Source organism: Elusimicrobium minutum Pei191 (assembly GCF_000020145.1).
GTDB lineage: Bacteria > Elusimicrobiota > Elusimicrobia > Elusimicrobiales > Elusimicrobiaceae > Elusimicrobium > Elusimicrobium minutum.
In genome coordinates, this window is record NC_010644.1 from 873,957 (window position 1) to 899,814 (window position 25,858).

Annotated in this window: 19 protein-coding genes and 1 tRNA gene; 7 read left to right on the plus strand and 13 right to left on the minus strand. The window is 39.6% G+C overall.

Annotated features, from left to right (window positions below; translation table 11 throughout):
* Positions 1-63 precede the first annotated feature (63 nt).
* A complete protein-coding gene (gene asnS, locus EMIN_RS04110; protein WP_012414969.1) occupies positions 64-1,359 on the minus strand; it encodes an asparagine--tRNA ligase in 1,296 nt (431 codons plus the stop codon).
* 81 nt (positions 1,360-1,440) lie between these two features.
* Here asnS and EMIN_RS09470 point away from each other — a divergent pair, with 81 nt between their 5' ends.
* Entirely contained in the window at positions 1,441-1,944 is a 504-nt protein-coding gene (locus tag EMIN_RS09470) for a type IV pilin protein (protein ID WP_012414970.1), read from the plus strand.
* A 58-nt stretch (positions 1,945-2,002) separates the two neighbouring features.
* Here EMIN_RS09470 and EMIN_RS04120 read toward each other — a convergent pair whose 3' ends face one another.
* The 7 genes from EMIN_RS04120 to nifJ form a co-directional block, all read right to left on the minus strand.
* Positions 2,003-2,395, minus strand: coding sequence for an outer membrane protein assembly factor BamD (locus EMIN_RS04120; protein WP_012414971.1), 393 nt, complete (start codon positions 2,393-2,395; stop codon positions 2,003-2,005).
* 41 nt (positions 2,396-2,436) lie between these two features.
* Entirely contained in the window at positions 2,437-2,895 is a 459-nt protein-coding gene (locus tag EMIN_RS08260; RefSeq protein ID WP_012414972.1) for a type IV pilin protein, read from the minus strand.
* Between the two features lie 275 nt (positions 2,896-3,170).
* Positions 3,171-3,243 (minus strand) — tRNA-Ala (locus EMIN_RS04130).
* A 112-nt stretch (positions 3,244-3,355) separates the two neighbouring features.
* Positions 3,356-4,147, minus strand: coding sequence for a hypothetical protein (locus tag EMIN_RS04135; protein WP_012414973.1), 792 nt, complete (start codon positions 4,145-4,147; stop codon positions 3,356-3,358).
* Positions 4,148-4,456: 309 nt separating this feature from the next.
* On the minus strand, positions 4,457-5,125 hold the full coding sequence (locus EMIN_RS04140) for a hypothetical protein (protein WP_012414974.1): 669 nt from the start codon (positions 5,123-5,125) through the stop codon (positions 4,457-4,459).
* An 84-nt stretch (positions 5,126-5,209) separates the two neighbouring features.
* On the minus strand, positions 5,210-6,004 hold the full coding sequence (locus EMIN_RS04145) for a hypothetical protein (protein ID WP_041691255.1): 795 nt from the start codon (positions 6,002-6,004) through the stop codon (positions 5,210-5,212).
* 224 nt (positions 6,005-6,228) lie between these two features.
* The gene (gene nifJ, locus EMIN_RS04150; RefSeq protein WP_012414976.1) at positions 6,229-9,786 is read right to left on the minus strand and encodes a pyruvate:ferredoxin (flavodoxin) oxidoreductase; all 3,558 of its coding nucleotides are present in this window, start codon (positions 9,784-9,786) and stop codon (positions 6,229-6,231) included.
* 474 nt (positions 9,787-10,260) lie between these two features.
* On the opposite strand from nifJ, the gene EMIN_RS09475 reads away from it, so the two are divergent.
* On the plus strand, positions 10,261-10,809 hold the full coding sequence (locus tag EMIN_RS09475) for a type IV pilin protein (RefSeq protein WP_012414977.1): 549 nt from the start codon (positions 10,261-10,263) through the stop codon (positions 10,807-10,809).
* A gap of 198 nt (positions 10,810-11,007) precedes the next feature.
* On the opposite strand, the gene EMIN_RS04160 is transcribed toward EMIN_RS09475, so the two are convergent.
* Together EMIN_RS04160 and EMIN_RS04165 are read right to left on the minus strand one after the other, a co-directional pair.
* Positions 11,008-12,150, minus strand: coding sequence for a hypothetical protein (locus tag EMIN_RS04160; RefSeq protein WP_012414978.1), 1,143 nt, complete (start codon positions 12,148-12,150; stop codon positions 11,008-11,010).
* Positions 12,151-12,285: 135 nt separating this feature from the next.
* Complete coding sequence (locus tag EMIN_RS04165) at positions 12,286-12,990, minus strand: MIP family channel protein (RefSeq protein WP_012414979.1); 705 nt, start codon at positions 12,988-12,990, stop codon at positions 12,286-12,288.
* A gap of 108 nt (positions 12,991-13,098) precedes the next feature.
* Here EMIN_RS04165 and EMIN_RS04170 point away from each other — a divergent pair, with 108 nt between their 5' ends.
* Positions 13,099-14,349, plus strand: coding sequence for an MDR family MFS transporter (locus EMIN_RS04170; protein ID WP_012414980.1), 1,251 nt, complete (start codon positions 13,099-13,101; stop codon positions 14,347-14,349).
* A gap of 25 nt (positions 14,350-14,374) precedes the next feature.
* A complete protein-coding gene (locus EMIN_RS04175; protein WP_012414981.1) occupies positions 14,375-15,646 on the plus strand; it encodes an L-cysteine desulfidase family protein in 1,272 nt (423 codons plus the stop codon).
* A 92-nt stretch (positions 15,647-15,738) separates the two neighbouring features.
* Here EMIN_RS04175 and EMIN_RS04180 read toward each other — a convergent pair whose 3' ends face one another.
* On the minus strand, positions 15,739-20,370 hold the full coding sequence (locus tag EMIN_RS04180; RefSeq protein ID WP_012414982.1) for a PAS domain-containing protein: 4,632 nt from the start codon (positions 20,368-20,370) through the stop codon (positions 15,739-15,741).
* A gap of 228 nt (positions 20,371-20,598) precedes the next feature.
* On the opposite strand from EMIN_RS04180, the gene EMIN_RS08900 reads away from it, so the two are divergent.
* Positions 20,599-20,757 carry a hypothetical protein gene (locus EMIN_RS08900; protein ID WP_012414983.1) on the plus strand — a complete coding sequence of 53 codons (159 nt, stop codon included), beginning with the start codon at positions 20,599-20,601 and terminating at the stop codon, positions 20,755-20,757.
* A gap of 452 nt (positions 20,758-21,209) precedes the next feature.
* Here the strand turns inward: EMIN_RS08900 and EMIN_RS04185 are convergent, their stop codons facing one another.
* The gene (locus tag EMIN_RS04185) at positions 21,210-23,558 is read right to left on the minus strand and encodes a hypothetical protein (RefSeq protein WP_012414984.1); all 2,349 of its coding nucleotides are present in this window, start codon (positions 23,556-23,558) and stop codon (positions 21,210-21,212) included.
* Positions 23,559-23,763: 205 nt separating this feature from the next.
* On the opposite strand from EMIN_RS04185, the gene EMIN_RS04190 reads away from it, so the two are divergent.
* Positions 23,764-24,294 (plus strand): hypothetical protein, encoded by a 531-nt coding sequence (locus EMIN_RS04190; RefSeq protein ID WP_012414985.1) that lies wholly within the window; start codon positions 23,764-23,766, stop codon positions 24,292-24,294.
* Between the two features lie 10 nt (positions 24,295-24,304).
* Positions 24,305-25,009 carry a hypothetical protein gene (locus EMIN_RS04195; RefSeq protein ID WP_012414986.1) on the plus strand — a complete coding sequence of 235 codons (705 nt, stop codon included), beginning with the start codon at positions 24,305-24,307 and terminating at the stop codon, positions 25,007-25,009.
* A 432-nt stretch (positions 25,010-25,441) separates the two neighbouring features.
* Here EMIN_RS04195 and EMIN_RS04200 read toward each other — a convergent pair whose 3' ends face one another.
* Entirely contained in the window at positions 25,442-25,858 is a 417-nt protein-coding gene (locus EMIN_RS04200; protein WP_012414987.1) for an FKBP-type peptidyl-prolyl cis-trans isomerase, read from the minus strand.

Consider the following 25,858-nt stretch of genomic DNA (forward strand, 5'->3'; position numbering starts at 1 on the left):
AAAAAATACCCGCGTAAACTTATTTTACGCGGGTATAAATTCTTTCTACGGGCAACACAAAACTTAAGGTCTTATTTTATCCATCATACGGGCAAATGGAATTGTTTCTCTCACATGGTGTAAACCGCATATCCAGCGCACCATACGCTCAATACCCATGCCGAAACCACTGTGCGGCACGCTGCCGTATTTGCGAAGGTCCAGGTACCAGTCCATATCCTCCGGCGCCATACCTTGCTCCTTCATACGTTCAACAAGGGCGTTATAGTCGCTTTCTCTTTCACTGCCGCCTATAATTTCACCCGCGCCTTCAGGGCCGATAACGTCCATAGCTAAAACTACTTTGGGATCTTCCGGGTCACGCTTCATGTAAAAAGCTTTAATAGCGGCGGGATATCTGTGGATAATCACAGGGCGGTCAAATTTGTTTGAGATTAAGGTTTCTTCATCACCGCCTATATCGCCGCCCCATTCCGTGGGGTTGCCCAAATCATTTAAAATTTTAATGGCTTCAGTATAAGAAACTCTGGGAAAAGGCTTTTTAATATTTTCAAGTTTGCTTATATCACGGCCTATAAGCTCAAGCTCGGCCCGGCGGTTTTTTAATACCGATTCAACAATATATACAATAAAATCTTCGGCAAGTTCCATATTGTCATTTAAATCGTTAAAAGCGACTTCTGGTTCTACCATCCAAAACTCGGTCAAATGCCTTCTGGTTTTAGATTTTTCCGCCCTGAAAGTAGGCCCAAAGCAGTAAATTTTACCCAACGCCATAGCAGCGGCTTCGCCGTATAACTGGCCGCTTTGGCTTAAAAAGGCTTTTTCGCCAAAATATTCGGTTTCAAATAAAGTGCTTCTGCCTTCACAGGCGGCCGGGGTTAAAATGGGGGAGTCAACTAAAGTAAATTCCCTTTCGTGAAAAAATTTTCTTATAGCGAAAATAATTTCATCTCTAATTTTTAAAATTGCCGTTTGTTTGGAAGAGCGCAACCAAAGGTGCCTGTTGTGCATTAAAAAAGCGTCGCCGTGTTCTTTGGGGGTAATGGGATAATCAACCGAAGGGGCTATAATTTTAATATCTTTTACGTCTAATTCAAAACCCAATTTGGAGCGATTGTCTTCCTTAACGGTGCCTGTAATTGAAACGGAAGTTTCCTGTGTTAAATTAGCGGCCGTATCAAAAACTTCAGGCGTTACATTGCCTTTAAAAATAACGCATTGTATTATTCCGCTGCCGTCGCGCAATTGTATAAAATGAAGTTTACCGCTGGAACGCATATTATACACCCAGCCGTTTAAAGTTACTTCACTGCCCAAATATTCTCCGATGTGATTTACATAAATTTTTTGTGGCATAAAATCTCCCTCGTTAAAACGTTAATATATTTTATCAAATAATATCTTGATGTAACAGATAAAAACTTATATACTTTTTAAATGAAAATACAAAATGGATTTACTTTAATAGAGTTATTAGTGGTGGTGCTTATAATAGGCATATTAGCCGCCATCGCATTACCGCAATATCAAAAGGCGGTTATAAAATCACGCTCGGCTGAAGGCTATATAGTAGGCAAAGCCGTATGGCAGGCTGAGCAGGCTTATTACCTGGCCAACGGATACTATTGTTTTGACCCGAATGAGCTTGATATCGACTTCCCGGGGGCTATTCTTGCGGCCGGGGACAGCGCTTCAACCTTCGGTAATATAAAACTTAAAAATTTTGATATAAGTCTGCGCCAGCAGCCCTACCAAACGGTTGTTGTAAGAAGCATGGGGGGAACCACGCCCCAGGCGATAAGGTATGAAATTATTTTTGGCACTACAGGTACATTTTGCAGACGTATGGATAATGACGCGACAGGCGAAAGTATTTGCAAAACGCTTACTTCCCAGGCGCCGATAACCAATATGACCGGATGGAAGGACCATCCGATTTGATTTTAAAACGCAAAAAAACGCCCCGTCGTTTGACGGGGCGTTTTTTTGCGTAAATTATTTATTTTGCTTTTTCACAGGCTTGCTCAACTTTAAGTTTGCACGCTTTTTTATAGAACTTTTTTGCCGCTTTAGCGTCCGAATCTTCTTTAAGCAAAGCTAAGTTATAGCAGGCAGCACCGTCGCCTCTTTTACAGGTTTGCTCAAAAATAGCGGAAGCTTCCGCAATATTACCCTGCTCCATAGCTATTATAGCCTGCCTTACGCATGCGCTGTTAATGCCTCCCGCGCAGCCTTGCGCCAGCAAAGCCTTAGCCTCGTCAAAATTCCCCTTGTTGTAAGCAGCGGCAGATTTGCAGTAAAAGTCAGGCGGAAAATCCTGCTTTTTAGCGCTTGTTGAAGCGCACGCGCCCAAAACTAACGCGGCGAATATTAAAACTGTTATTTTTTTCATATAAAACCCTCCATTATATAAGTATCTTATTAAATTTTTAATTACAAAGGCAAAACCCAATTTTCATAACCACCCTCGGATACATATTCAGCAGCTCCAAGCATTTTGCATATTTTTCTGCCGTAATCAGTATCAGTATCCGAACGACAGATAATAGAATCCCTTCCGCGCGCTACGGGATTGTTAAATCTGTAAGCAAGTAAATATGTCGGCGCGGTTTTATTTCTTACAGCGTAAACTGATAAATCAGCCGCTATAACGTAATTCCAGTTTTTGCTTACAGGTTTTTCTAAATCTAAATCATCCCAATCTGTTGTATAAGCGCCGGTTGTAAGAAAATATCTTTCCTGGGCTTCCTTCATAGCCTTAAGAACAATTTTTGCTTCCGCCGTACGTGATTTTTCCACCGTGTTAGTATATTGGGGCAAAGCGATAGCGGCAAGTATGCCTATAATAAGCACAACAACCAATAACTCTATTAATGTAAAGCCTTTTTTCATATATATCCTTTGTTAATAACCTATTATTCATTATATTAATAAATAAGTTTTTTGCAATAGATATTAAATGAAACTCCCAAATTCCGCTCCTGAAGTTTCTTTTGTTTCAAAGCTTCGCTTTGCGGTTTAACTCAGCAATAAACAGCAGCGCTTCCACGCCAACAAGACCGAGGCGTTATGAAGTCAGGAGGCTATATTTATCCTCCGTTTTACGCAGGGGTGTTCCATGTTCTCATAAAAAAACACGGATTTTTCAATCCGCGTTTTTTAAATTTTGGACGTGATGGGAGTCGAACCCACGACCTCTTCGTTGCGAACGAAGCGCTCTCCCAACTGAGCTACACGCCCGTTATATATTTATTATATCAAAAAATAAAAATCTCTTCTTTAAAATATAACTTTTCTGACGTTGGCACAAAAAAACACGGGATATATAATCCCGTGTTTTTAATGTTTAGAACTAATCTAAATATTTTTCTGAATGAGGATCCGAAGGATTGTAATACGGGTTAATTTTTTTTGAATCATTTTTTTTAATAATCCTGCCGTCCTTTAATACTGCAAAAACAACATCCTTATCATTTTCTTTAGTTTGAACATATTTTACGCTGTGCGGATCAACGCTGTTGTAATAAGGGTTTAATTTATAATAGCCGTACTGGAAATATTCCTCATCTATAATATTTTGTTTTGTCTGGGGAGGAACAGGCGCGTTTTCATTTCCCGCTAAAGCGCAATTATAAGCGTCACAATGGTAACCGTCGCAGTTATTTGTGTGGGTACCTTTATTGTGCGCCGGAGCGTTTTCATTTCCCGCTAAAGCACAGTTATAAGCGTCGCAATGGTAACCGTCACAATTATTTGTGTGTCCGCTTTTATTTTGCGGAGGAACCGGTTTATGCTTAGGAGGAACAGGCGCGTTTTCATTTCCCGCTAAAGCACAGTTATAAGCGTCACAATGGTAACCGTCGCAGTTATTTGTGTGGGTACCTTTCTTGTGTGCCGGGGCGTTTTCATTTCCCGCTAAGGCGCAGTTATAAGCGTCGCAATGGTAACCATCACAATTGTTTGTATGCACGTTTTGCGGGAGAACGGGGTTATCTTTTTTAAATTTAGTTTTGTTATCTTCTTGTAACAAAACATTAATTTTTTCACTAACTCCGGATAAGTCAAAATTTTTAGGCGGAACGGCTTTAGCAGTAATAGCAAAAACTAAAAATAAAACTGCTAATAAAACTTTGGTATTTTTCATTTTTTTTCTCCATTGACACATTTGGATTGAACTTCCTTTAATTAAATATACAAAAGAGGTTAAACTATTTCATGGGCCAAAAGACCTATTTTTGCTATGGGTCTAAAAGCAAAAAAAAACAGGCCCTTTTAAAGGGCCTGTAATTGTTTTAAATTAAACAGTAGGCGGTACCGGTAATGGGGGAACCTGCGCGGGAGGAATTATTGTATATTTCATAAAATCTCTCCTTAAACAAATTTATAGTACAGAAACCTTTTATAACTGCTCTATACACCAAAAGTAAATAATTTTTTCAGGTAAAATCAAGAGCTATTTATTTTTTGAGGAAACTGCGTTTTTTAGCGCGTTTTCATATACTTCTTTTTTAGTTTTTACCACGTTAAGAAAATGTTTCATCTTAAGCGTTTCCACTACGCCGTTTACATTACCCAGTTTGTCATACGAAAGAATGATTTGGTCTAAAGCTTTTAAATTTTGGTCAATATCAGCTTTATTTATAGCTTCCTTAGCGTCAAAGTCAGACACGCCATCCGCGCTGCCTGTGACGGAAATGATTAAAAAATTTTTTATTTCGGATATTTCTTCCTCAGTATACACGCCGTTTTGGGAGGTTTCCTCAACAAAGGCATAAAGAGTTTTGGAAGACGCTTTTCTTGCGGCAAGAGCTTCCTGTTTAGTTTTTTCTATTTCTTGGGAGGTTTTTCTTAAATTTTCCAAAATTTTTTCTTTTTCTTCGGGTGTAAGTCTTTTTTCAACTACGTTCTGTATAGCTTTTGAATGCTTTTGGTTTTTTCTATCTTCCTGTTGGCTTGAGCCAGCAACCTCAGGCGTTTCATAATGTCTGTATTCATTTGACGGCACAGTTTTATACGCGCGGGAAGAGGACGTATCCTTCTTAGCCGCAACGGAGGGCGCTTCCTGAGCTAAAAGGAAGGAAGAAAAAGATAAAATCGTAAAAATAAAAAATAATTTCCTCATAAAATGCCTTATCCGTACTGTCTTAGTAACTATAATTATATGTAAAGGCTGTGTTAATTACATGGGTCTTTAGACCTAGTATAATTATAGGTCCTCGTTTTTAGGTTTTATTTTTATAACATGCATGGAGTTGTCCGTTTGTGAGGGAGGGGGAACAATATTAGAAAAAGGATCTTTAGTAAGCTCCTCGTAAGTTTGCATTTTTACCGGAGTTTTGTTAATATTTTTTTTACCTTCAAGAGCAAATTCCTCAAGATGCGTAAAAATATACCACGCGCTAAATATTGCCATAACCAAGCAAAACGCGGCTATAAAATAAAAAACATGGCCTATTAAAATATCGTATTCTAACGCATCAAAATAGTCCAAAATATACCACCAGTCCCCTTTTGTGCCGGGTTTTGAGTCGCTGACCATGTCAGAAGAAGCAAGATGAAAAGTCATTGCTCTTGCGTCGGACACATATCTCGCCACGTCGTACCAGGTTGTTGAAATCCAATAAAGCAAAGGAGGCATAAGCATACGTCCGCCTTTTAACCTTAAAGCGCAAAAAAATAAAAAAACAGGCACCAATGTTTCACCCGCGTTGCCGGCAATAATTACAAGCACTGCTTGAAAATTCATGGCATCGCCGTATTGCGCGCCCAGTATCATCATTACCGGGCCCGCAAATCTGTGCGAAAATTCGTGAATAAGAAAGTTTGGAAGATAAACTATAGGGTTATAAAGCACTCCGTTTATAAAGCCGCTGTCACGGAAAACATAAACAAGCCAAACAGCCGCGCAAATAAAAACAACCGTAAGCCAAGTATATTTAAAAAACAAAAAACTTTGCTTATACGGGTCAAACATTAAAATAATATTTTTTATGCTTTTCAAAAAATTATCCCTTTACACCCTTAAAATTCGTTTATTTTTTTACTCTGCCGTATTATTGCAAAAAAAATGGCGGCAAGTATTTCTTTAATTAATATTGACGCCGGTAGTTTAAACCAATATATATTTTACTTTTCAAAATCATAACATTAAAAGTATAGTAGAATTTACAGCAATTTTCAATAAAAAAATCCCCGCCTTTCAAGCGGGGATTTTTTGTTCTAAAACTAATCAGCTTTTTTAACGTCGCATTTGAAGTTTGCGAGCTGTTCGTAAACGCTGCGTCTCCAATCGTATTCCGCTTTGGCGAGGTTTAACAACTTTGCCGCCACTTCGGGATTGGCTTTTGCCAATGTTTTAAAGCGGTTTTCACCGCCCATAAAATCGGCAACGTCAATTGTAGGCGCGCCGCTGTCGAGTGTAAGCGGGTTTTTACCCTGGGCTTTAAGATCGGGGTTAAAGCGGTAAAGCTGCCAACGGCCGCTTTGCACTGCTTTTTTACCTTCACCCATACCTTTGCTCATGTCAATACCGTGCGCTATACAATGCGCGTAAGCTATAACTATAGCCGGGCCGTCATAAGCTTCCGCTTCGGCCAAAGCCTGTACGGCCTGGTACATGTTAGCGCCCATAGAAATTTGCGCCACATAAATATTGCCGTATGTCATGGAAATCATGCCCAAATCTTTCTTAGGCTGTGTTTTACCGCCCGCGGCAAACTGCGCAACCGCGCCCATAGGCGTAGCTTTTGACATTTGTCCGCCGGTGTTGGAGTAAACTTCCGTATCCATAACCAAAACTTTAACGTTTTTACCGCTTGCCAAAACATGGTCCAAACCGCCGTAACCGATATCGTAAGCCCAGCCGTCGCCACCTAAAATCCAAACGGATTTTTTAATAAGGTAATCCGCAATGCTTGCAAGCCTTGCGCAGTGGGCGCATTTTTGCTTGGCTAAAACTTCTTTAAGAGCGGCAACTCTTGCTCTTTGCGCGTCAACGTCTTGTGTTGAAACTTGCTTGGCTTCAAGAATTTCTTTTGCCAAGGGTTCAACTTCTTTAACGTTGGCGGCAACGTCTTTAAGCAAGGCTTCGGCGTCAGATTTAAGCTGGTCGTAAGCGAGTCTGATACCCAAACCGAATTCGGCGTTATCCTCAAACAGGGAGTTTGCCCAAGCAGGGCCTTTGCCGTCGTCGCGTTTGCAATAAGGAGTTGTAGGCAGGTTACCGCCGTAAATTGAGGAACATCCCGTAGCGTTGGCGATTGTAATATGGTCGCCATGGAGCTGTGTTAAAAGTTTAACGTAAGGCGTTTCACCGCAGCCTGCGCAAGCGCCGGAGAATTCAAATAAAGGCGTTTGCAACTGTGAGCCTTTAATACTTTCTTTTTTGGTTTTAACTTCTGCGCTCTTAAGACCTAAGAAGAAAGCAAAGTTATCAATTTCGGTGTCTCTTAAAGGAAGCTGGTGCGTCATATTGATAGCTTTTCTTTCCGGGTTGGTTTTATTTTTGGCGGGGCAGTTAAAAACACACGCGCCGCAGCCCGTGCAGTCCTCAACGGCAACCTGTATTGTTACTTTGTTGCCGGCAAGGTCGGCTTTACCATCTGCCGATTTAAATGTTTTAGGTGCATTGTCAAGCTGATCCGCGCTGTAGGCCTTCATTCTGATAGCGGCGTGCGGACAGACTAAAGAACAAATACCGCACTGTATACAAACTTCGGGGTCCCATTGGGGGCACAAAAGCGCGATGTTACGTTTTTCATATTGTGTTGTAGCCGTAGGGAAAATACCGCCTTCGGGCATAGCTGAAGTGGGTAAACTATCGCCTCTAAAAGCAATCATTTCACCAAGCACTTCTTTAACCATTTTGGGGGCTGATGAGGGAACAGAAGGTTTTACATTAAGTTTTGAAGTAACTTTTTTATCATATTTTACTTCTTTTAAACCGTCTAAAGCCGCGTCAACGGCGGCATAGTTCTTGTTAACAATTTCTTCGCCTTTTTTGGAATAGGTTTTCTTAATAGCTTCTTTAATGGCTTCAATGGCTTTTGCTGTTTCAATTACGTCTGAAATAGCAAAGAATGCCGTTTGCATTATAGTGTTTGTTCTTGCGCCCATGCCTGTTTTAAGCGCTATTTCGGAAGCGTCAATAGCGTAGAATTTAGCGTTTTTGTCTATTATCTGCTGTTGTACTTCGGCGGGTATATGGTCCCAAACCTGGTCGGCCGGGTAAGGCGCGTTAAGAAGGAATGTACCGCCTATTTTAAGTTTGCTGAGCACGTCATATTTTTCTAAGAAAGAGAACATATGGCAGGCTATAAAATCAGCTTTTTCAATAAGATACGGAGCTTTGATAACTTTTTTGCCGAAGCGGATATGTGATGTTGTCATTGAGCCCGCTTTTTTAGAGTCATAAACGAAATAGCCCTGTGAATAATTGTCCGACTTTTCGCTGATGATTTTCATTGTGTTTTTGTTAGCGCCGACAGTACCGTCAGAGCCTAAACCGAAGAACATCGCGCCGAACGTATCGCTTGTGCCTAAAGAATCGCAGTCAATTGAGTTGGGAAGAGATGAGTCAGTCAAATCGTCAATGATACCCACTACAAAGCTTTTCTTGGGCTGGTCTTTGGCTAAGTTATCAAAAACAGCTTTAACCATACCGGGGGTAAATTCTTTTGAACCGATACCGTAGCGGCCGCCTACTATAATGGGCGTAACGGGGAAAGCTTTGCGGCCTTCTTCCGTTAAGAAAGCGGAGCAAACGTCAAGGAATAAAGGCTCGCCCAAAGCGCCGGGTTCTTTTGTTCTGTCCATAACGGCTATTTTTTTAACTGTTTTAGGAATGGCGTTTACAAAGTGTTCGATTGAGAAAGGTCTGAAAAGTCTTACTTTTAATACGCCTACCTTACTTCCTTTTAAGCATTCAACGGCTGTTTCGGCAACGTCCGCGCCGGAAGCCATAATAATAACAAGTTTATCCGCGTCAGCGTCGCCCACGTATTCAAATAAATCATATTTGCGGCCGGCCACTTTTTCAAACTTTTCCATGTATTTTTTAACGATAGCGGGCGTAGCGGTAAAAAACTTGTTAACCGCTTCACGGCCCTGGAAGTAAACATCAGGGTTTTGAGCCGTACCGCGAATTGTAGGATGTTCGGGGTTTAAGGCTGTTGTTCTGTGTTTGGCTATTAAATCCGCATCTAGCATCTCAAGCATCTGTTCTTTGGTTAAAGGGTCAACCATGTTAAGTTCGTGTGAAGTCCTAAAACCGTCAAAGAAGTGAAGGAAAGGAACCCTTGCTTCTAATGTAGCCGCCTGTGAGATTAAAGCGAAGTCCATTGCTTCTTGCGGGTTTGCGCTGGCAAGCATTGCCCAGCCTGTCTGGCGTACCGCCATAACGTCCGAATGGTCGCCGAAAATTGATAAGGCGTGCGTGGCTATAGCGCGGGCTGAAACATGAAATACCGTAGGCGTAAGTTCCCCTGATATTTTGTACATATTAGGAATCATCAAAAGCAAACCTTGGGAAGCTGTAAACGTTGTGGTTAACGCGCCCGCGGATAAAGCGCCGTGAACGGTGCCGGAAGCCCCGCCTTCAGACTGCAATTCGCTTACTATTGGTGTATTACCCCAAATATTTTTTTCGCCTTTGGCGGATTTAAGGTCACTTATCTCACCCATATTTGATGAGGGAGTGATAGGATAAATAGCGATAACTTCATTCGTTGCGTGCGCTACATGAGCGACTGCGCTGTTACCGTCCATTGCGACTAATTTTGCCATATATGGTACTCTCCTGTAATGGGGCGGTTATACGGCCCCTGTTATTTAAATTTAAAACAACTGATACCCGTAATAAACGGGCCACAAAAATTTTAAACCGTATTGCTTATTGGTTTTAATAATTATATTTTATAACTTTAGGATGCTTTAAGCAAATTTTAGCTTAGACTAACTTTACGACGTAAAATTGACAATTTACAGCCAAACCGATATAATTTATTATCGCAATTTTACTTTGTAAACAAAAACACGCTCAAAAATTAACTTTTTAGCGTGTTTTTTTACGTTTTACGCAAAAGAATAAAGCCGCTCATAAAAAGGGGCTTTATTCTTTACTATTTTTAAATTTAATTAAAATAAACCCTTTTCTCGTTAAAAATGAATTCCCTGCTCTTTTAAATTATTTAAATATTTTAGCTCATTTAATTACTCATTTTAATAAAAGATGTTTAATTTTTTGCTAATATACTTATTATGAGAAAACATTTAAATAATAAAAAAGCTTTTACTTTAATTGAACTTCTTGTTGTTGTGCTTATAATAGGTATTTTGGCTGCTATAGCCTTGCCACAATATAATAAAGCCGTGGCAAAAAGCAGAATGTCACAGCTTATACTTATGAATAAAGCTCTTACGGACGCCCAGGAAAGGGTTTTTCTTGCTATGGGCAGATACGCTACCAGCGTTGACGAACTTGATATAGATGTTACCGCCGGGTTTACTTTGTGCGCTTCCGACGCGCGAGGACAATACTATACAAACGGTAAACACCAGATAATATTAAAGGAAAACGTTTGGGGAATGGGAGAAATTACTGCTAACTCAAATTGCGCTATAACAATGAGAGGGCTTACGGTTATGGCTTACCCTCCCGGTACAGAGACTTGCTCTTCTACAGAAAAATCCCCGTGTATATACTGCGTGCAGCTTTCCACAACTCCCGCTGGTTTATGTGTGGCTGTAGGAGCGCAAAAAACATCACAAACAAACTCCTCCGGTTCAAAAATGCACAGGCTGAATTAAAAAATTAAATTCAAAGTAAAAACCTTCCGCCCGAACGGAAGGTTTTTTTATTTAGGTAAGCAGGGCAAAAGACTTTTATTAAATAATAAAGAGGGAAATTAGATATTGGAAATATCTTCTTATAATTATAAATGCTATTTACACTCCCGTAAACGTACCGTTTAGGCAAAAAAATTCCCGCCGTTAAGCGGCGATTTTTTATTTTATACCGTATTTTTTTAAATTTACTTTATTTTCAAGTTTTACTTTCACCTGCTTTTTTAAATCTTCATGCTTTTTCTGTTCTTCAAGCAGCGCTTCTTCTGGTTTTTGCGCCAGATCGTGAACGTCGTCTAAAATAACTTTTATAGCGGCGGTTAATTCTTTATTTTTTTCTATTTGATTTAAAACGGAGTCATCAGCCTGTAAAAATAAAGCGAAATTATTTTTTATTCTTATAACAGCCGCGTCATCACTTGTTTTGGCGCTGAGAGTATCAACCGTAAAAAGCAACGCCGAAACCCATAAAAATCTTTTAACAATACCTTTAACGCCCTTGGCGTTACGAAGCGCCCAGCTTTCATCTCTAACGGCGGCATGTTCATAAATCATACCTTTACCTTCAAGGTAAGCATTTCTGTATTTTTTTAATTCCAATAATGCTTGAGCCTGTTCGGTTTGGGGCAATTTATTTACAAAAATTTCCTCTCTTAACCGTTTTACAGGTATCAAGTCTGTGGTGTTTTCAATATTCGCATATAACTTTTCCTTCATTTGTAAAAATTTTTTTACGGGCATCCTTTCATCAAGGTATTCTTTAAGTATATAAGCGGAACTAAAGGAAATATCGTCAATTGCTCCAATCATATAAGTACTTTTTGATATTTTTGGGGATAGTCTAAGTTTTTGCCAGTTCTGTATATTTAAAGAAACTTCATGAGCTTCTAACGTAGCAAAAGAATCCAAAAACCCGCTGCCGCTTCTAACCCCTCTTCTTCTTAAAGTTAGAAATTTATTTCGTAAGTTCACATCTTTTGTTACGGTGGCGTAATCTATAACATCATCTATAAAAGATTTATTAAGATGATAGTTTTCTACAATATATCCGCCTACTTTTACATCAACTCTTATCACACTGGCCGTGTTTAAAATTTTATAAGCCACAAAAGCTATGCCGCCTCCGATAAAAATTTTTAAAGGAATATTCATACCGGCTAAAGTAACTTCGTCTTGTTTAAGACGTGTTTGGTATTCTTTTAGTGTTTGAGGGTGTTTTTCCCCGGCGGGCACTTGGGCGGATAAATTACCGCAAATTAAAACCCCGCATAAAAATATTGATATAAGTTTTTTAAGTATTATCATAGTATTTATATTCTACGATTGAGTTACTTAGTCCGCAAGGGCCAAAAGTCCTAATAAATGCTGGGACTTTTGGCCCTTTTTGCATAAAAAAACCCCTTCTTAATAAACTAAGAAGGGGTTTTGCTTAAACAAAGATTAATTGCTTTCTTTATAAATCACGTGATGCATCCACCCGCCGAAAAGCGCGCCAAGCGAAGGCATTAAAATAAACAACCAAAGCTGCGACATTGGAAATGAATTCCCTGCTATCAGATTAATTAAAGCGGGGCCGAAAGACCTTGCCGGATTGACCGACACGCCTGTTACGGGAATACCTACTATATGAATTAAAACCAAGGCAAAACCTATAGCAATACCCGCAAATCCCGCAGGTGTATTTTTGTGAATGGCGCCAAAAATAACAAACAAAAATAAGGCCGTTAACACGAATTCGATTAAAGCGCCGGATAAAACGCAATATCCACCCGGCGAACCTACCGCCCCATAACCGTTTTGTCCAAGGCCGTTAATTAAAATATTATATCCCACAGTGCCGTTAGCTATGCCGTATAAAACAGCGGCACCGACAGCGGCGCCTATAAACTGAGCAACCATATACCACACCGCTTCCTTAGTCTTTATTCTTTTAAACACAAGCATGGCTAAAGTAATAGCGGGGTTAATATGACAGCCTGAAACAGGCCCTATAGCGTACACCATAACAAGTACGCTTAAACCGAAAGCAAAAGATATGCCTAAATTACCTACATGGTTTGCCGCCAAAACAGCGCTGCCGCAACCCATAAAAACCAAAAACATCGTACCTACACATTCAGCTATATATTTTCTGATATCAGACATGTTTTTTCTCCTAAACTTTAATAACTTATTTGCGCTAATTAAACAAATATAATTATAATAAAAATTTCCTTTAAGTGTTACTAATTTATAAATGTTACAATTTGTTATATGAAAATGACGCGTGAAATTTTTATAATCACACTCGCTAACGCGCTTATATTGGCAGGCTATGGAATGAGCGTGCCTTTTTTTGCGATATATCTTAACGTAGAGCGCGCTTTGCCCGCAAGTATGGTAGGCGCGGTTATAGCTATTTCCACTATAGGCAGGGCTTTCGCGAGCGGCATAAGCGGGGAACTTTCGGACATTTTCGGCAGAAAGAAATTAATGAACGCCTCGCTCGTATTAGGGGCGGTTTTTTTAGCTTTAATGGGCCTTGGAATGATTTTGGACGCGCATTATATATGGATTATAATCTTTCATATGATAGCAAGCTTTTTCGGCGCGTTTTTCCGTCCTTCGTCAAACGCCTGGGTGGCGGACAATGTCGCCCCGAAAAACAGGCTTGAAGCTTTCGGATATATAAGAATAGGCCTTAATTTGGGCTGGGCGGCAGGCCCCGCTTTGGGCGGTTTGATAGCAAACTACTCTTTCGGCGCGGCTTTTATTATCACCGCGGTATCTTATATCGGCACGGCAGCTATGCTTCAAGCAAAAATTAAAGAAACTTTTGTAAGAAGCAAAGAACATAAATCTAAATTTACCGATATGATTCTGGAACTTAAAAACCAAAGGCTGGCTAAACTTTGCGCCCTTATTTTTTTAATTTCGGTAGTGGCGGCGCAGTTGGTAACGGGTCTTTCTCTGCACGGGGTAAAATATATAGGCCTTACGCAGGCCCAAATAGGTTTATTGTTTACGATAGACGGCTCCATAGTAGTCTTGCTGCAATACCACGCAAGTAAAATTATGACTGATATGCGCATAACAACAGCTTTAATAATAGGCTGTATAATATACGGAAGCGGATACATTTTAGTAGGCGCGGCACACGGTTTTACCCTTGCCGCAATAGGCATAGCTCTTGTAGCCACGGGCGAAATGGCAATATCACCCGGCAGCAATACATTAATTTCCAACATCGCGCCCGAAAAAGCAAGAGGAAGATATTTGGGTATGCAGGAAGTTTCGCGCCATATAGGCACGGCGGCCGGCATGTTCGGCGCGGGCGTTATGATTGAGTATTTAAGCCCGATATCACAAATTATTCCCTGGCTTTTAATAGGATTTATTTCATTTACGGTAGCGTTTTTGTTTTATAAAATTAAACCTATGTTTACTGATGAGGAGGACGGCATAAACCAAACGCCTGTTCCTCCGCCGCCCGCGCTTGAGGAAACGCAGATAACGGGCAATTAAACAAAATTATTTGGAGAGTTATATAATGAACCTGCTTAAAGAAGTTTTAAAAAACCAAGTTTACCCCGCTATGGGCTGTACGGAACCTGTTTCCGTGGCCTTATGTGCCGCTTACGCAGCTAAAGAATTGGGCAAACCCGTGCAAAAAGCGGTTTTTTATTTAGACGCCGGCACATTTAAAAACGGCCTTGCGGTACGTATTCCCAATACCAGCGGGGAAAGGGGTAATTTACTTGCCGGAACCGCCGGGCTTTTGATAGCAAAACCGCAGTTAAAAATGGAAATTTTAAAAGCCGCCACACCGTCAATACTTAAGCGCGCCAAACAATTAATAGACGATAAAAAAGCGTTTATCAAAGTAGCTCCCTGTAAAAAACACTTTTATATAAAAGTAGAGGTTGAAAACGGTAAAGACAAAGCCTCCTGTGTTATATCGGACAGCCACACCACGGTCAGCAAATTAACAAAAAACGGCAAAGTTATTTTTGAAAACAAACCTTCCAAAAAGAAAGAAGATAATTATAAGCAGCTTTTGGGTAAAGCCACATTAAAAGATCTTATAGCACTTGCGGATAACGCTGACAACACGGATTTAAAATATATAAAAAAAGGCGTTGAAATGAATTTAAACGCCTGTAAAGAAGGCAAAAAACTAAAAAAAGTAGGCTTTTTTTTAGAAAGCACTGTGGAAAAAAGTATTTTGCAAAAAAATCTTGTTACCGAAACTAAAATAATGGCCGCCCGCGTGGCCGACGCAAGGATGGACGGCATTGCCGTACCGGTAATGAGCAGCGGCGAAAGCGGAAATCAGGGCGTAGTGGCCATTTTAGTGCCTTATAACGTGGGTAAAAAATCAAAGGTAAAAGAAGAAAAGATATTAAAAAGCATAGCTTTTTCTCATTTACTTAACGGATATGTTAAAGTTTATACGGGAAGTCTTTCTCCTCTATGCGGCTGCGCCATAGCCGCGGGAGTCGGCGCCGCGGGAGCTATTGTCTACCAGCAAAACGGCGATTTAAAAAAAATAACATTAGCCATAAATAATATTATAAGCGATATCGGCGGCATGTTATGCGACGGGGCAAAAAGCGGCTGCGCTTTAAAGGTGGTAAGCTCCGTTGACAGCGCTATAAGAGCCGCCTATATGGGCCTTAACAATTACGGCATTACGGAACTTGAAGGATTTATAGGTAAAACAGCCGAAGAAACCATACAAAACCTGGGCAATATATCAATTACCGGAATGTGCGACGTTGACGCTGTTATAGTCGATATAATGAAGAAAAAGGTTAAATAAAATAATTTCACGTGTTAGTTTAAAAATATTTTATTTGTTTGCAAAAATATTTAAGGGCAAAAAAAGCCCCGCTGTCAGGCGGGGCTTTTAATTTATTTAAAATCGGCTATAAGCGAGTAAGCGCTTAATTTGCCGTTCTTGTCTTTAATCCCGTTTACTTTCCAAACGCATTCAATTCTTTTACCTGTACCCGTTACAAAAGACTGCTCCCAGGAAAAGGCTTCGTCCACCTCATTAATAGAATAAAATTTCTTTCTGGCCGACGGGGGGGAAACTGTAAACTCCTCAAAAAAATCCTTGCCGATTAAGTTTTCTTCCGTTTTAGGATTATATACCATTTGAAATTTGCCGTTAACAAATTCCACTTTACCGTTTTTATCTATTACGGCGGCGGGCAGCGAAAGATATTTTAATGTTTTCTCAAGCCTGCTTTTGCTTTCTAAAACAATTTTATCGGCTTCCCTAAGCTCTATACCAAAACTCAAAAGGCGTGACATTAAACCTATAAAATCACTGTCCCCTTCTTTAATTTTTATTTTCTTCTTTTGGCTTACAAAGCAAAGCGCGCCCGTGACCTCGCCCGACAGATATAAAGGCCCCGCGATAAGAACTTTAATTTCCTTATTTTTACAAAACGAGTTTGAACTGCAGTCGGTAAGGTTAACCTCGTCAGACACTATGGTATCGCCCATTTTAATATTAGAAAAGCACTTTTCCTCGGGAAAAACCATTCCGTTATTAATGTTAATATCATTTTCCGAAGCGTATACTATGGTAAAACTGCCGTCATTTTTACCCGAATAACGCATTATAAACCCGGCGTCCGCCTTAAAAATTTCTTTACCGAGATTTAAAATTTCGTCCACTTTATTTGTAAACCGTTCCGGATGGGTAGACGTTACACTATAAAGTTCCTGGATTCTGCGTTCAAATTCCGTTTTATTAGTAATTTCCCTTACGAGTAAAAAGGCTTTTTGTTCTGACGCTATGGGGGAAACTGCCGCTTCATAAGATTTGATACCGTCGGACTCTTTTATTGAGAAAGAAAATGTGAGCGGCGTGTTTACGCTTACAGCCTCTTTAATTGAGTAAATTATATGGTCAGCCACGTCTTTAGGTAAATAGCTGTAAGGAGATTTATACTGGTAACGCGCTATATTATAAATACCGCCTCGGGAATTTCCGCCGGCATAGCCTTCCTCAACAATGCCTTCCGCGTCAACTTTTAACATAACTCCGGGTAAAAGTTTTTTTATGCTTTCCATTTCATTATTATTTTGCAGTTTAGCGCCGCCGGCAAGTTTGACTATAGAATTAACGTCCCTTATTACCGCAAGAAGCATAAGCTCGGAGTTTATATTAAACAAGCTTAACATTATTTCAGCCAAGAATTCTTTATTTTCTTTATTATAAACATTAGCGGTAAAAATAGCTTTTCCTTCTTTTCCAATTTTTTCTATATGCTGCTCAATAATGTGTTTGGCAAAGTCAGTTTTGCTATTATTGCGCGAAACCATCAAATTATCAAGATACATTTCAAAAAACTCAGCCAAATTGTAACCGAACAACTCCTGCGCTTCTTTATTGGCGCGTACTATTTTACCCGGGAACGAGCCTCTCATCTTACTTATTATCACAGCGCCGTTTGTGACGGAAAGAACAGCGTCCGTAGTTTCCTGCCTTTCAGCAAGAAGCTCAAGCATTTGTTTATGCGCGGTGTTGTTTTTAAGCGTTACTATAAACCCGCGGTCCTCTGTTACGGCGGCGTTAAATTCAACCTCCATAGGAACCGGCGTCTGTAAATGGTAAAACCTTGAATAAATATAACCTTGTTTAAAAAGCTCTTCCATGTCGCGGTAAACCACGCGGCGGTCGGACTTTATAAACATATTGTTTATAAGAGCGCCTTTTTGGCAAAGCTCTTTAGCAAGCCCAAGCGTGAAAAACGCGGAGTTGACAGCCTCTATTTTACCGTCTGTTTTACATTTGACGGCGGGTATATTAAGAAGCATAACATCTTGTATATCCAAATCAGCCTTTATTGGAATTATCTCGTTTATAACAACAAGATACTCCGAAGACAAAGTGTTTTTCTTTATCTCTTTTTTGTTTATCGGTACAAGTTTAAGGCTAAGGTTCTTTTTATTACCGTTGGAAAGTTTTATTAAATTTCCGTCAAATTTTGAAGGGTCAAAAATAAATTCCGTTTCCGCAGTTTCAAGACGTTTCATTTTTTTACGCGCCGCAAGGTTTAAGAAAGGCTTTATGTAGAATTGGCGGTAAACATTCCTATCCTCAAGCCTGACGCCGAACATTCTTCTGGCTGCGGAATTAAGCTGCGATACATACCCGTTATGTGAAACAATGGCCAGCTCTGAAGGATAATTTTCAAAACTGTTTCTAAACAGTTCTCTGTCGCGCCTCAAATCATGTATGGCGCGGTTAACTATTGTAACGTCTTTAAAAAACATCAGTATTATTTTCTTACCCATGTATTTAGAAGTTACCGCTTTTACCTCAAGCTGAACTTCATCTTCATCTTTTTTAAGAAGGGTAATGTCATGGGGGGAAATAACGTCCACATTGCTTGATACGGAGTTATACACTTCCTCAAATTCTTTTATGTGCTGCGGGCTTACCAAATTGTTTATATTAACATCGGCAAGTTCTTCCACAGAGTCGTAGCCCATCAGCTTTGCAAAAGTGGTGTTGGCGAAAATAATTTTGTCCCTTTCAACGATTATAACGCCTTCGCCTGAATTTTCAACCAGCAAGGAATACTTTTCCCTTGATTCCCTGAGCTGCTTTTCCATTTTGCTTTTAACTGTAATGTCTTCCGAAACGGAAATAAGATAGTCGGGCGTTCCATCTTTTTTAAATATAGGCGTTTTTACCGTATGCATTATTTTAACGCCCTCTTTAACGGTTGAAATAAGTTCCTGGGGAATGTCCATTTCCCGTCCGGATCCAAATACTCTGGCGTCCTGTTCCTTAATGTAGTCTTTTAAATCCTGGCTGACGCCTGTCTGATAAAAATCTTTACCCACGACTTCGGAAGCTTTGTAACCGAAAAGTTCCTCGCTCTTTTTATTCCATAAAATATATTCGCCGTTATATTTTTTAGCTATAAGAGAAACGGGCAAGTTATCAACCACGGTCTGTAAAAACTCATTAAGCGTTATTATTTCTTTTTCGCTCTTTCTTTTGGCCGTAATGTCTTCGGCTATAGTAAGCATCCAAAAAGGTTTGCCCGTTTCGTCAAAAATAGGCGCTTTAATAAGATGCAAAATAAATTCATCGCCCGTTTTAGTAATAAATGTTTCTTCGGGCATGTCAACTATTTTGCCGGCTTTTAACATTTCCTGTTCACGGGATATATAGTAGTGGTCCATAGCGTCGTCTTTAACATATTCGGCGCGGACGGTATCCCGGCCCAAAAGTTCTTCGCTAGTTTTGTTGGAAAGTATTATTTTGCCGTCTATATCACGTACGTACATCGGAATGGGCGAGTGCATAAAAACCGCTTCTAAAAGTTTTTTGGTTTCTAATATATCACGTTCTTTTTTAACATCGGCCGTTATATCTTGCGCAACGCTTAAAACGGAAATCATTTTGCCGTCTTTATCGCGCACGGGAACTTTTGTAAGGTGAATAAGCGCTGTTGAACCGTCCGGCTGTTTATACTCTTCAACAGGTATGTCTAAAATTTTTCCCGTTTTTAATACTGTATTTTCCCTGCTTAAATAACCTTTAACCCTTTCCTCGCTTTCATGTTTGGGGTTATTGGCGTTTTTCCAGGCGTCTTCGGCAACTTCTTCATCATAAAGCATAGCTATATTTTCAGAAAAATCCGCCGTGTCTCCACCATGAAACATTTCAACGGATTTTTTGTTTCTTAATAAATATCTGCCGTGTTTATCCCTTGCGTAAAGACTTAAAGGAACATTGTCTATTAAAGCCTGAAGGAAGGCAAGAACCTGTTGGTTCTTGACATTTTCTGCAACGGATACGGTAATATCCTCAAAAATATCAAAAAGAAAAACATCTCCGTAAGACGATTCCATGTAGTTCTTAAAAATATTATAAATTCTTTTTTTATCGCCAAATTCTATATGGAGATTTTGTATATATTGCTGTTTTTTAGACGAAATAACCTCTTTATCCCGTTTTTCTATTTCTTTTAAAGCTTTTTTATCTTTTACAAACACGCCGAGATTTTGGCCTATGATATCTTTGGCGGGGACATCCGTAAGTTCCTCGGCTTTTTTATTCCAAAAAAGAACAATGCCGTCTTTATCCCTTATAATCATGGCGTAGGGGGAGGAGTCCGTCATCTGAAAAATATTATCTTTTGTTATTTGGGAACCGGGGGAAAGTTCTTCTATATTTAAAATACAAAGTTTTTCTTTCTCAAAAATCGTCACGGCTATTTTAGAATATATTTTTTTGCCGTCTTTTGCGGTTATTTTTTGGTAAAAAACAGGCTGTTGGGTAATGGTTTCTTTTTTTATCGAGAGCTTTGTAATTTGAGTATTGTCAATTTCCTCAGCCGTATAGCTAAGCAGGTCAAGGGCTTTTTGGTTGGCGTATAGTATTGAGCCTCTATCGTCAATAATAAGCGTGGGCGCGTAAAAGTTTTCAAACAACGATTTAGCGTTGTCAAAAACAGCCTTTGTTTCAGGTAACATTTCATGTGAGAAAAAAGAAAATAAGCCCTTTGCCATAAAACCCCTCTTACGTGATAATTTTTTAGCTTCAGTATTATGCTATTAAATTAATACATTTCTTTCAAGAAGTATTATATGCATATATGCGCGCATTGGAAAAGTATTTTTTACACTAATTTTACAGTAGTATAAACAAACTATGCAATTTTAGTGTAAATTTATTACAATATATTTGTTGTAGTTCTATTGTTAAGACTAATAACAATAAACAGCGGGGCAAGGCTTATGTCTGGTAGAAAAAAGAAGAAAAACGTCTTAAAGAAAGACGGGGAAATAAGCCAGGGTGCCTGTAAAGAAAAAACTCCCATAGAAAGCTTGAGCGATTATCTTATAGGCGACGGCTGGAAAATAATGACGTTTTTGGGAGGGAAGGGGAAAAAATAACAACCTTTCTTCCAAAATTATGCGTTATTAATCAAACTCCCGGGTTTTAAACCCCGGGAGTTTATTTTTTTGTATTTATACCATAGCAAACAGCGCAAACTACAAGAGAGCGATACAAAAATTACCCTAGGCGGCAATATTCAATTTAGGCAGCGGCGGCGCCGGATTTATAAAACTTCCCATACTAGCGCCCGGGATTTCTTTTGTTTCAAAGCTGCGGTTTCCCTCAACAACAAACAGTAACGCCTCCGAAGCGGCAAGGCGGAGGCATCGTGAAATCAAGATACTATCTATACCCCGGCTTAGAAGGGGAAGCCGTATTGCCCCGTCAAGTCTATAAGAGTGTCCGGACTATCTATACCCCGGCTTAGAAGGGGGAAGCCGTATTCTCATAAAAAAATTCCCGGAAAGTTTTGCCTTTCCGGGAATTTTTTTGTTGTTTTTAAGGCTAATTAAAATACTTTACCGTTTATTTTAACGTTTTTACCGGTTTTGTCTTTAGCGGTGCCGTTTATTATATAAACTCCGTTACCTCTTTCTCTAAGCTTGCCTATGTCAATACGGTTTTCTCCTTCAGTAAGGCTTACAGAACCTATTTTAAGGCCGCTCAAATTGTAAATATCGCATTTTCCGTTGCCGCAATTTTCAAGTCTGACGTTAAGATCTTGGTTTCTTATGGCTCCTAAAAAAGTAACTTTAGGAGCGTCCGGTTTATCCTCATCCTCAACACCTGTAGACGGTTCATATTCACCGGTAGCAACCGGCATTACAAATTTTGCGATGGTTACAAAACCTTCTCTTTTTCCTGTATTTAAAGTAAGATTTTGGTTTTTATTTCTGTTAAGCGTTAAAAGATAATATTGCTCGCTGTTTGTAACCAACAATTTACCTTTCTCATTATATAGAACAATATCATCTTGGCTTATTTTGTCAGCCGTTAATTCTTTTAAAGAAGAAAATGAGGTCACAATAGTGCCTGAAGGGCATTCTGAGTTAATATAATTAAGCATACCCTGCATTCCTTTGTTAAAAGCCTCAGATGTATAGTTCATGGCGCATTTGTAGTCTTTTAATAAAATATATCCTGTGTTTTCACCGTCCATGGTTACCGCTCTTGCGTCTTTTAAAACAGCCATGCTGTCAACACCGGCGGAGCCGTTTCTTTTTTCTTCCTCAAACTTAGTGTCGGAATATAAAAGCGAGAATCTTGTAATATTTTTTTGAACAGATTTTAACACCTGCCCGGTTTGAGCGTCCCTTACAAGAAGTATAAAATCCCCGTCAACAAAAAGTTTGCTTGAGCCCACAGTGCCCATACCATCCCAGGTTCCGGCAAGGTTACCTTCACCCACAGGCTGTTCAAAAACTCCGCCTTCCCAAACTTTAACGGTATCAGTATCAATTACCGGCGCGCTCTTTGTACTTCTAACTTTTATTTCTTGTCCTCTTGTATTAAGAAGCACAGCTGAATTTAAATCTTTAGAATTTGCTTTGGCGGACTTTGCCCCTGCAAGCAAACCGTTAACAAAAGCTGTCTTTTCCACATGAACCTCTACGTTAAGTTTGGCGGGTTGGTTTGCCACGTTAACATTATAGGCGTATTTTACAGGGGTAAATTCCTTTACCACGCTGATTCCGCCGCCTAATGAAACCTGTGAAGATGTAAGTGTTACCGCAAGGTTATCCGCCGTTACAACGCCTGGTTGCGGAGGGGGAGGTTCGTCACCGCCGCCGTCATCGGGGTCTTCGGTAATAACCGGCATTTTTGTTTGCATCATAAATATAACACCCGAATACTTTCCGAAAGGAAGCGTGGGTTCTTTTTTTACAGGCACAGAATAGAAATAAAGATAATATTCCTCTCCGTTGGTTTTAACAGGTTTACCGTTTAAATCTCTTATAGTAGCCGTCATGGTATTTAAAGTATCAGCCGGGAAATTTTTATATTTGGTTTTATCATTATCATCTTGCACGAAACCATATCCTATAACATTGTTCGCGCAAAAACCGTTATACTCCCTGGCTATAGCTTCAACGCCTGCGTTGTAGGCTTCTGTTGAAGTTACGTCAGCCCCGCAGCCGTAATTTTTAACAATAATATAACCGTGCTGAGCGTCGCCGTTAGTCATTTTAGTTTCTTTTACTTTGAGGTAATTATCTTCATTTACAACTTCAAAATCGGAGTAATAAGGCATAAAATGTTCGCCTACAGAAGAATGGCTGCCTACTATTAAATCTGTTTTAACGTCTCTTACCAAAGTTAAAATCATGCCGCCCATGGGATATTTTTTACCGTTTACCGTGCCATATCCGTCCCATTCTTCTTGAATTTCATGTTCCCCCGGGGTAAGAGTAAAAATATTTGATTCCCATATTTTATACATATTTTGCTCAACATCTTCCTCATCACTGCCTCTCGTAGTCCCCGCTTTTGTTTTAGGGCCTTCTGTAATGGCCTTTAACATATTATAATCTGCAAAAGATTTTGAGCTTAATATGTTTTTTACTGTAGTTTTCGACGAGGAAAAAGATTTAAGACTTTTGGTTCCGGAAATGGAATTTATAAAATCAGATTTCGGAGTATATATTTGAAATTTTACTTGGGCGGGTTCATCCGTATCAATTTTTGCCTTAACAGAATAGGGGAGCTTGACTCTTACTACTTCTTTTCCGTTAATGGTAAGTATGTCAAAGCCTATTTCGGGAATAACTTTTGAAACATAAATGTCAGCTTTACAGCATATGCTTGAAAATATCAACAAAAAAACAAGCACAAAAAACAGCCTTAAAGGTCTTTTCATAGTGCATTCTCCATTAAACTACAATTGTACAGATATCTTTATTATATGCAATAAAATAGTCATGTCAATATATTATTTTATATTAGAACTGATATAACAGGGTACTGCCTTCAAATATTTTTAAGGGCTTGACTTTTATCTATTATATGATTATTATATTAAGAGTATAACAACTATTTACCCTTTAATAAAAAGGGGAGGGAATATGAAAAATATTATAGTTTCATTATGTTTTGTCTTATGTTTAGTGTTTTTTGCCGCATCTTCTCAGGCGGAAACCATTACTATGGTTACTATCTTACCTAAACCCGCTGCGGCCTTTGTGAATTTAGATGTAAAAAAAGATTCACAGTTTTACCAAATGGAATTAGGCAAAAATACCGAGATGGAAGTTGAAACCAAAGAAATAAACGTTGAAAATGTTTTTGTCGGTAATTCAATGCAGGTAGCCACGCTTGATACGACCAGTGAAGCCAGTTTTAAAACCGCGAATGTAGGCGGAACTTTGGTTGTCGACGGTGCTGATGGTATTGCGGCTAAAGAAATCAAATTTAACGCTGTTACAATTAATAATGTGGCTCTTGAAAAACCGGCGGTAAAAGCTGCCGCATCTGACGGTAAAGCCTATAATGACACATCAGTATCAAAAGCCGCGGCAACACTGGCATACCAAACTATTCCGGCCGCGCCCTTGAACCAGGCTTCAGGCACATATAGGGCTTTAGTAGCGCAATAAGGAGATAATTATGAAAAAATTTATACCAATACCGTTTGTTTTATTATTAACAGCTTTCTGTTTTGCGGAAACCATTGACAGCGTTGCGTTCCACCCTTCGCCAACCGGTAATTATGACGTGCTTAATATAAGCAAAAACCTTGAGCTTAAAGAAAAAGCAAATATTAATTTTTTAGAAGCTAAAGGCAGTTTAACCGTAAAAGGAACTGACGGCGGCGCGGGCACAATAGTGGTAGGCAAAGGGTTAACTGTAGGCCAGGCGGCAAGTTTGCCCAGCGCTGAACTTATTACCCCGAAATTAGATATTACGGGCACCTCAGAAGTTGATGTTAAAGGTAACGCGAAAATAGCAAAACTGGCTAACGACGCAAATACAAAAGCGGCTACTTTTAACGCCCAAAACGTTCTTACCTGTAAAGTAAAAGGGCAAGATTCCGCCAGCAATATTTCAGTGCAAACACAGGGCGGCGGGTATGCGGCGTTCCCTTCAGCAAGCGCGAGCGGAACTTTACGCTGGGTTGAAATACAGGATATAAGCGGCGGGAAGCATATGATTTTAGTTGAGCAATCGGCAGGAACTGCAAATTGTAAGGCAAATGATTACTGCTGTATAGATCCTTCCTCTACGGCCTGCCTTACCAGCATGAAAGATAATATTGCAGCCGCTTCAACAATTCAAGTAGGCAATGAAAGCCAAACAATTATATGTAATTAATTTAACACTAAAAAAAGGGCCTTCAAGTTGAAGGCCCTTTTTTTTATGATAGGATAAACACCTCCTGCGTAAGCCGGGGGATGGATAACCTCTTATTTCGCAACACCTCCGCCTTACTGCCGCGGAGGTGTTGCTGTTTGTTGTTGAGTGAAACCGCAAAGCAAAGCTTTGAAACAAAAGAAACTCCTGGGCGTTAAACCGGGTAGTTTCATTGCTCCCGCTAAGAAGGTGTGTCTAAAAATAAAAGCAACAGCAAAAGTAATTAAGTACAGATTATCCTTTTTACACTGCTTTATAAACCGATATCTTTTTGTTTTTAATTATTATGTTTTATAACAGCGCTGCCTGAAAATTATGAAACGGCTGTTATATCTAAATACACAAAAAAACCTCCCCCGGTTTTTGCCGGGGGAGGTTTTTTAGTAAAATAAGCTAGTTTACTTCAACTATTTTAACATCAAAAAGCAATTCTTTACCCGCTAAAGGATGGTTAAAATCAAGCTCAATTTCTTTATCGGAAACTTTTGTAACCACCGCTTGAAAGCTGTGCCCGCCCGATTGCGCGCCGACAACATCGCCCACTTTAATTTCTTTAGCGTTCGTAATAGCCTCTGCTGGAACGGTTTTTTTAGCTTCAGGGTTTACTTCGCCGTAACCTTCAGCGGCGGCAACGGTGACTACTTTTGATTCGCCCGCTTTCATGCCTTCAAGTTCTTTTTCAAGCCCTTTAATTATATGTCCCGCGCCGTGAACGTATTCCAAAGGCGCTCTCCCTTCGGAAGTATCCCTTACTTCGCCGTCAACCTTTAAAGTATAATCAAACTTCACTTTTGAGCCTTGTTTTATCAT

Excerpts from the sequence above, each read along its gene's own strand:
- EMIN_RS09475 (WP_012414977.1), top strand. The coding sequence starts at position 10,261 with ATGAGAAAACATTTAAATAATAAAAAAGCTTTTACTTTAATTGAACTT.
- asnS (WP_012414969.1), bottom strand. The coding sequence starts at position 1,359 with ATGCCACAAAAAATTTATGTAAATCACATCGGAGAATATTTGGGCAGT.
- EMIN_RS04175 (WP_012414981.1), top strand. The coding sequence starts at position 14,375 with ATGAACCTGCTTAAAGAAGTTTTAAAAAACCAAGTTTACCCCGCTATG.
- EMIN_RS04135 (WP_012414973.1), bottom strand. The coding sequence starts at position 4,147 with ATGAAAAATACCAAAGTTTTATTAGCAGTTTTATTTTTAGTTTTTGCT.
- EMIN_RS04165 (WP_012414979.1), bottom strand. The coding sequence starts at position 12,990 with ATGTCTGATATCAGAAAATATATAGCTGAATGTGTAGGTACGATGTTT.
- EMIN_RS08900 (WP_012414983.1), top strand. The coding sequence starts at position 20,599 with ATGTCTGGTAGAAAAAAGAAGAAAAACGTCTTAAAGAAAGACGGGGAA.
- EMIN_RS04140 (WP_012414974.1), bottom strand. The coding sequence starts at position 5,125 with ATGAGGAAATTATTTTTTATTTTTACGATTTTATCTTTTTCTTCCTTC.
- EMIN_RS04185 (WP_012414984.1), bottom strand. The coding sequence starts at position 23,558 with ATGAAAAGACCTTTAAGGCTGTTTTTTGTGCTTGTTTTTTTGTTGATA.
- EMIN_RS09470 (WP_012414970.1), top strand. The coding sequence starts at position 1,441 with ATGAAAATACAAAATGGATTTACTTTAATAGAGTTATTAGTGGTGGTG.
- EMIN_RS04120 (WP_012414971.1), bottom strand. The coding sequence starts at position 2,395 with ATGAAAAAAATAACAGTTTTAATATTCGCCGCGTTAGTTTTGGGCGCG.
- nifJ (WP_012414976.1), bottom strand. The coding sequence starts at position 9,786 with ATGGCAAAATTAGTCGCAATGGACGGTAACAGCGCAGTCGCTCATGTA.
- EMIN_RS08260 (WP_012414972.1), bottom strand. The coding sequence starts at position 2,895 with ATGAAAAAAGGCTTTACATTAATAGAGTTATTGGTTGTTGTGCTTATT.
- EMIN_RS04160 (WP_012414978.1), bottom strand. The coding sequence starts at position 12,150 with ATGATAATACTTAAAAAACTTATATCAATATTTTTATGCGGGGTTTTA.
- EMIN_RS04190 (WP_012414985.1), top strand. The coding sequence starts at position 23,764 with ATGAAAAATATTATAGTTTCATTATGTTTTGTCTTATGTTTAGTGTTT.
- EMIN_RS04180 (WP_012414982.1), bottom strand. The coding sequence starts at position 20,370 with ATGGCAAAGGGCTTATTTTCTTTTTTCTCACATGAAATGTTACCTGAA.
- EMIN_RS04170 (WP_012414980.1), top strand. The coding sequence starts at position 13,099 with ATGAAAATGACGCGTGAAATTTTTATAATCACACTCGCTAACGCGCTT.
- EMIN_RS04195 (WP_012414986.1), top strand. The coding sequence starts at position 24,305 with ATGAAAAAATTTATACCAATACCGTTTGTTTTATTATTAACAGCTTTC.
- EMIN_RS04200 (WP_012414987.1), bottom strand. The coding sequence starts at position 25,858 with ATGATAAAACAAGGCTCAAAAGTGAAGTTTGATTATACTTTAAAGGTT.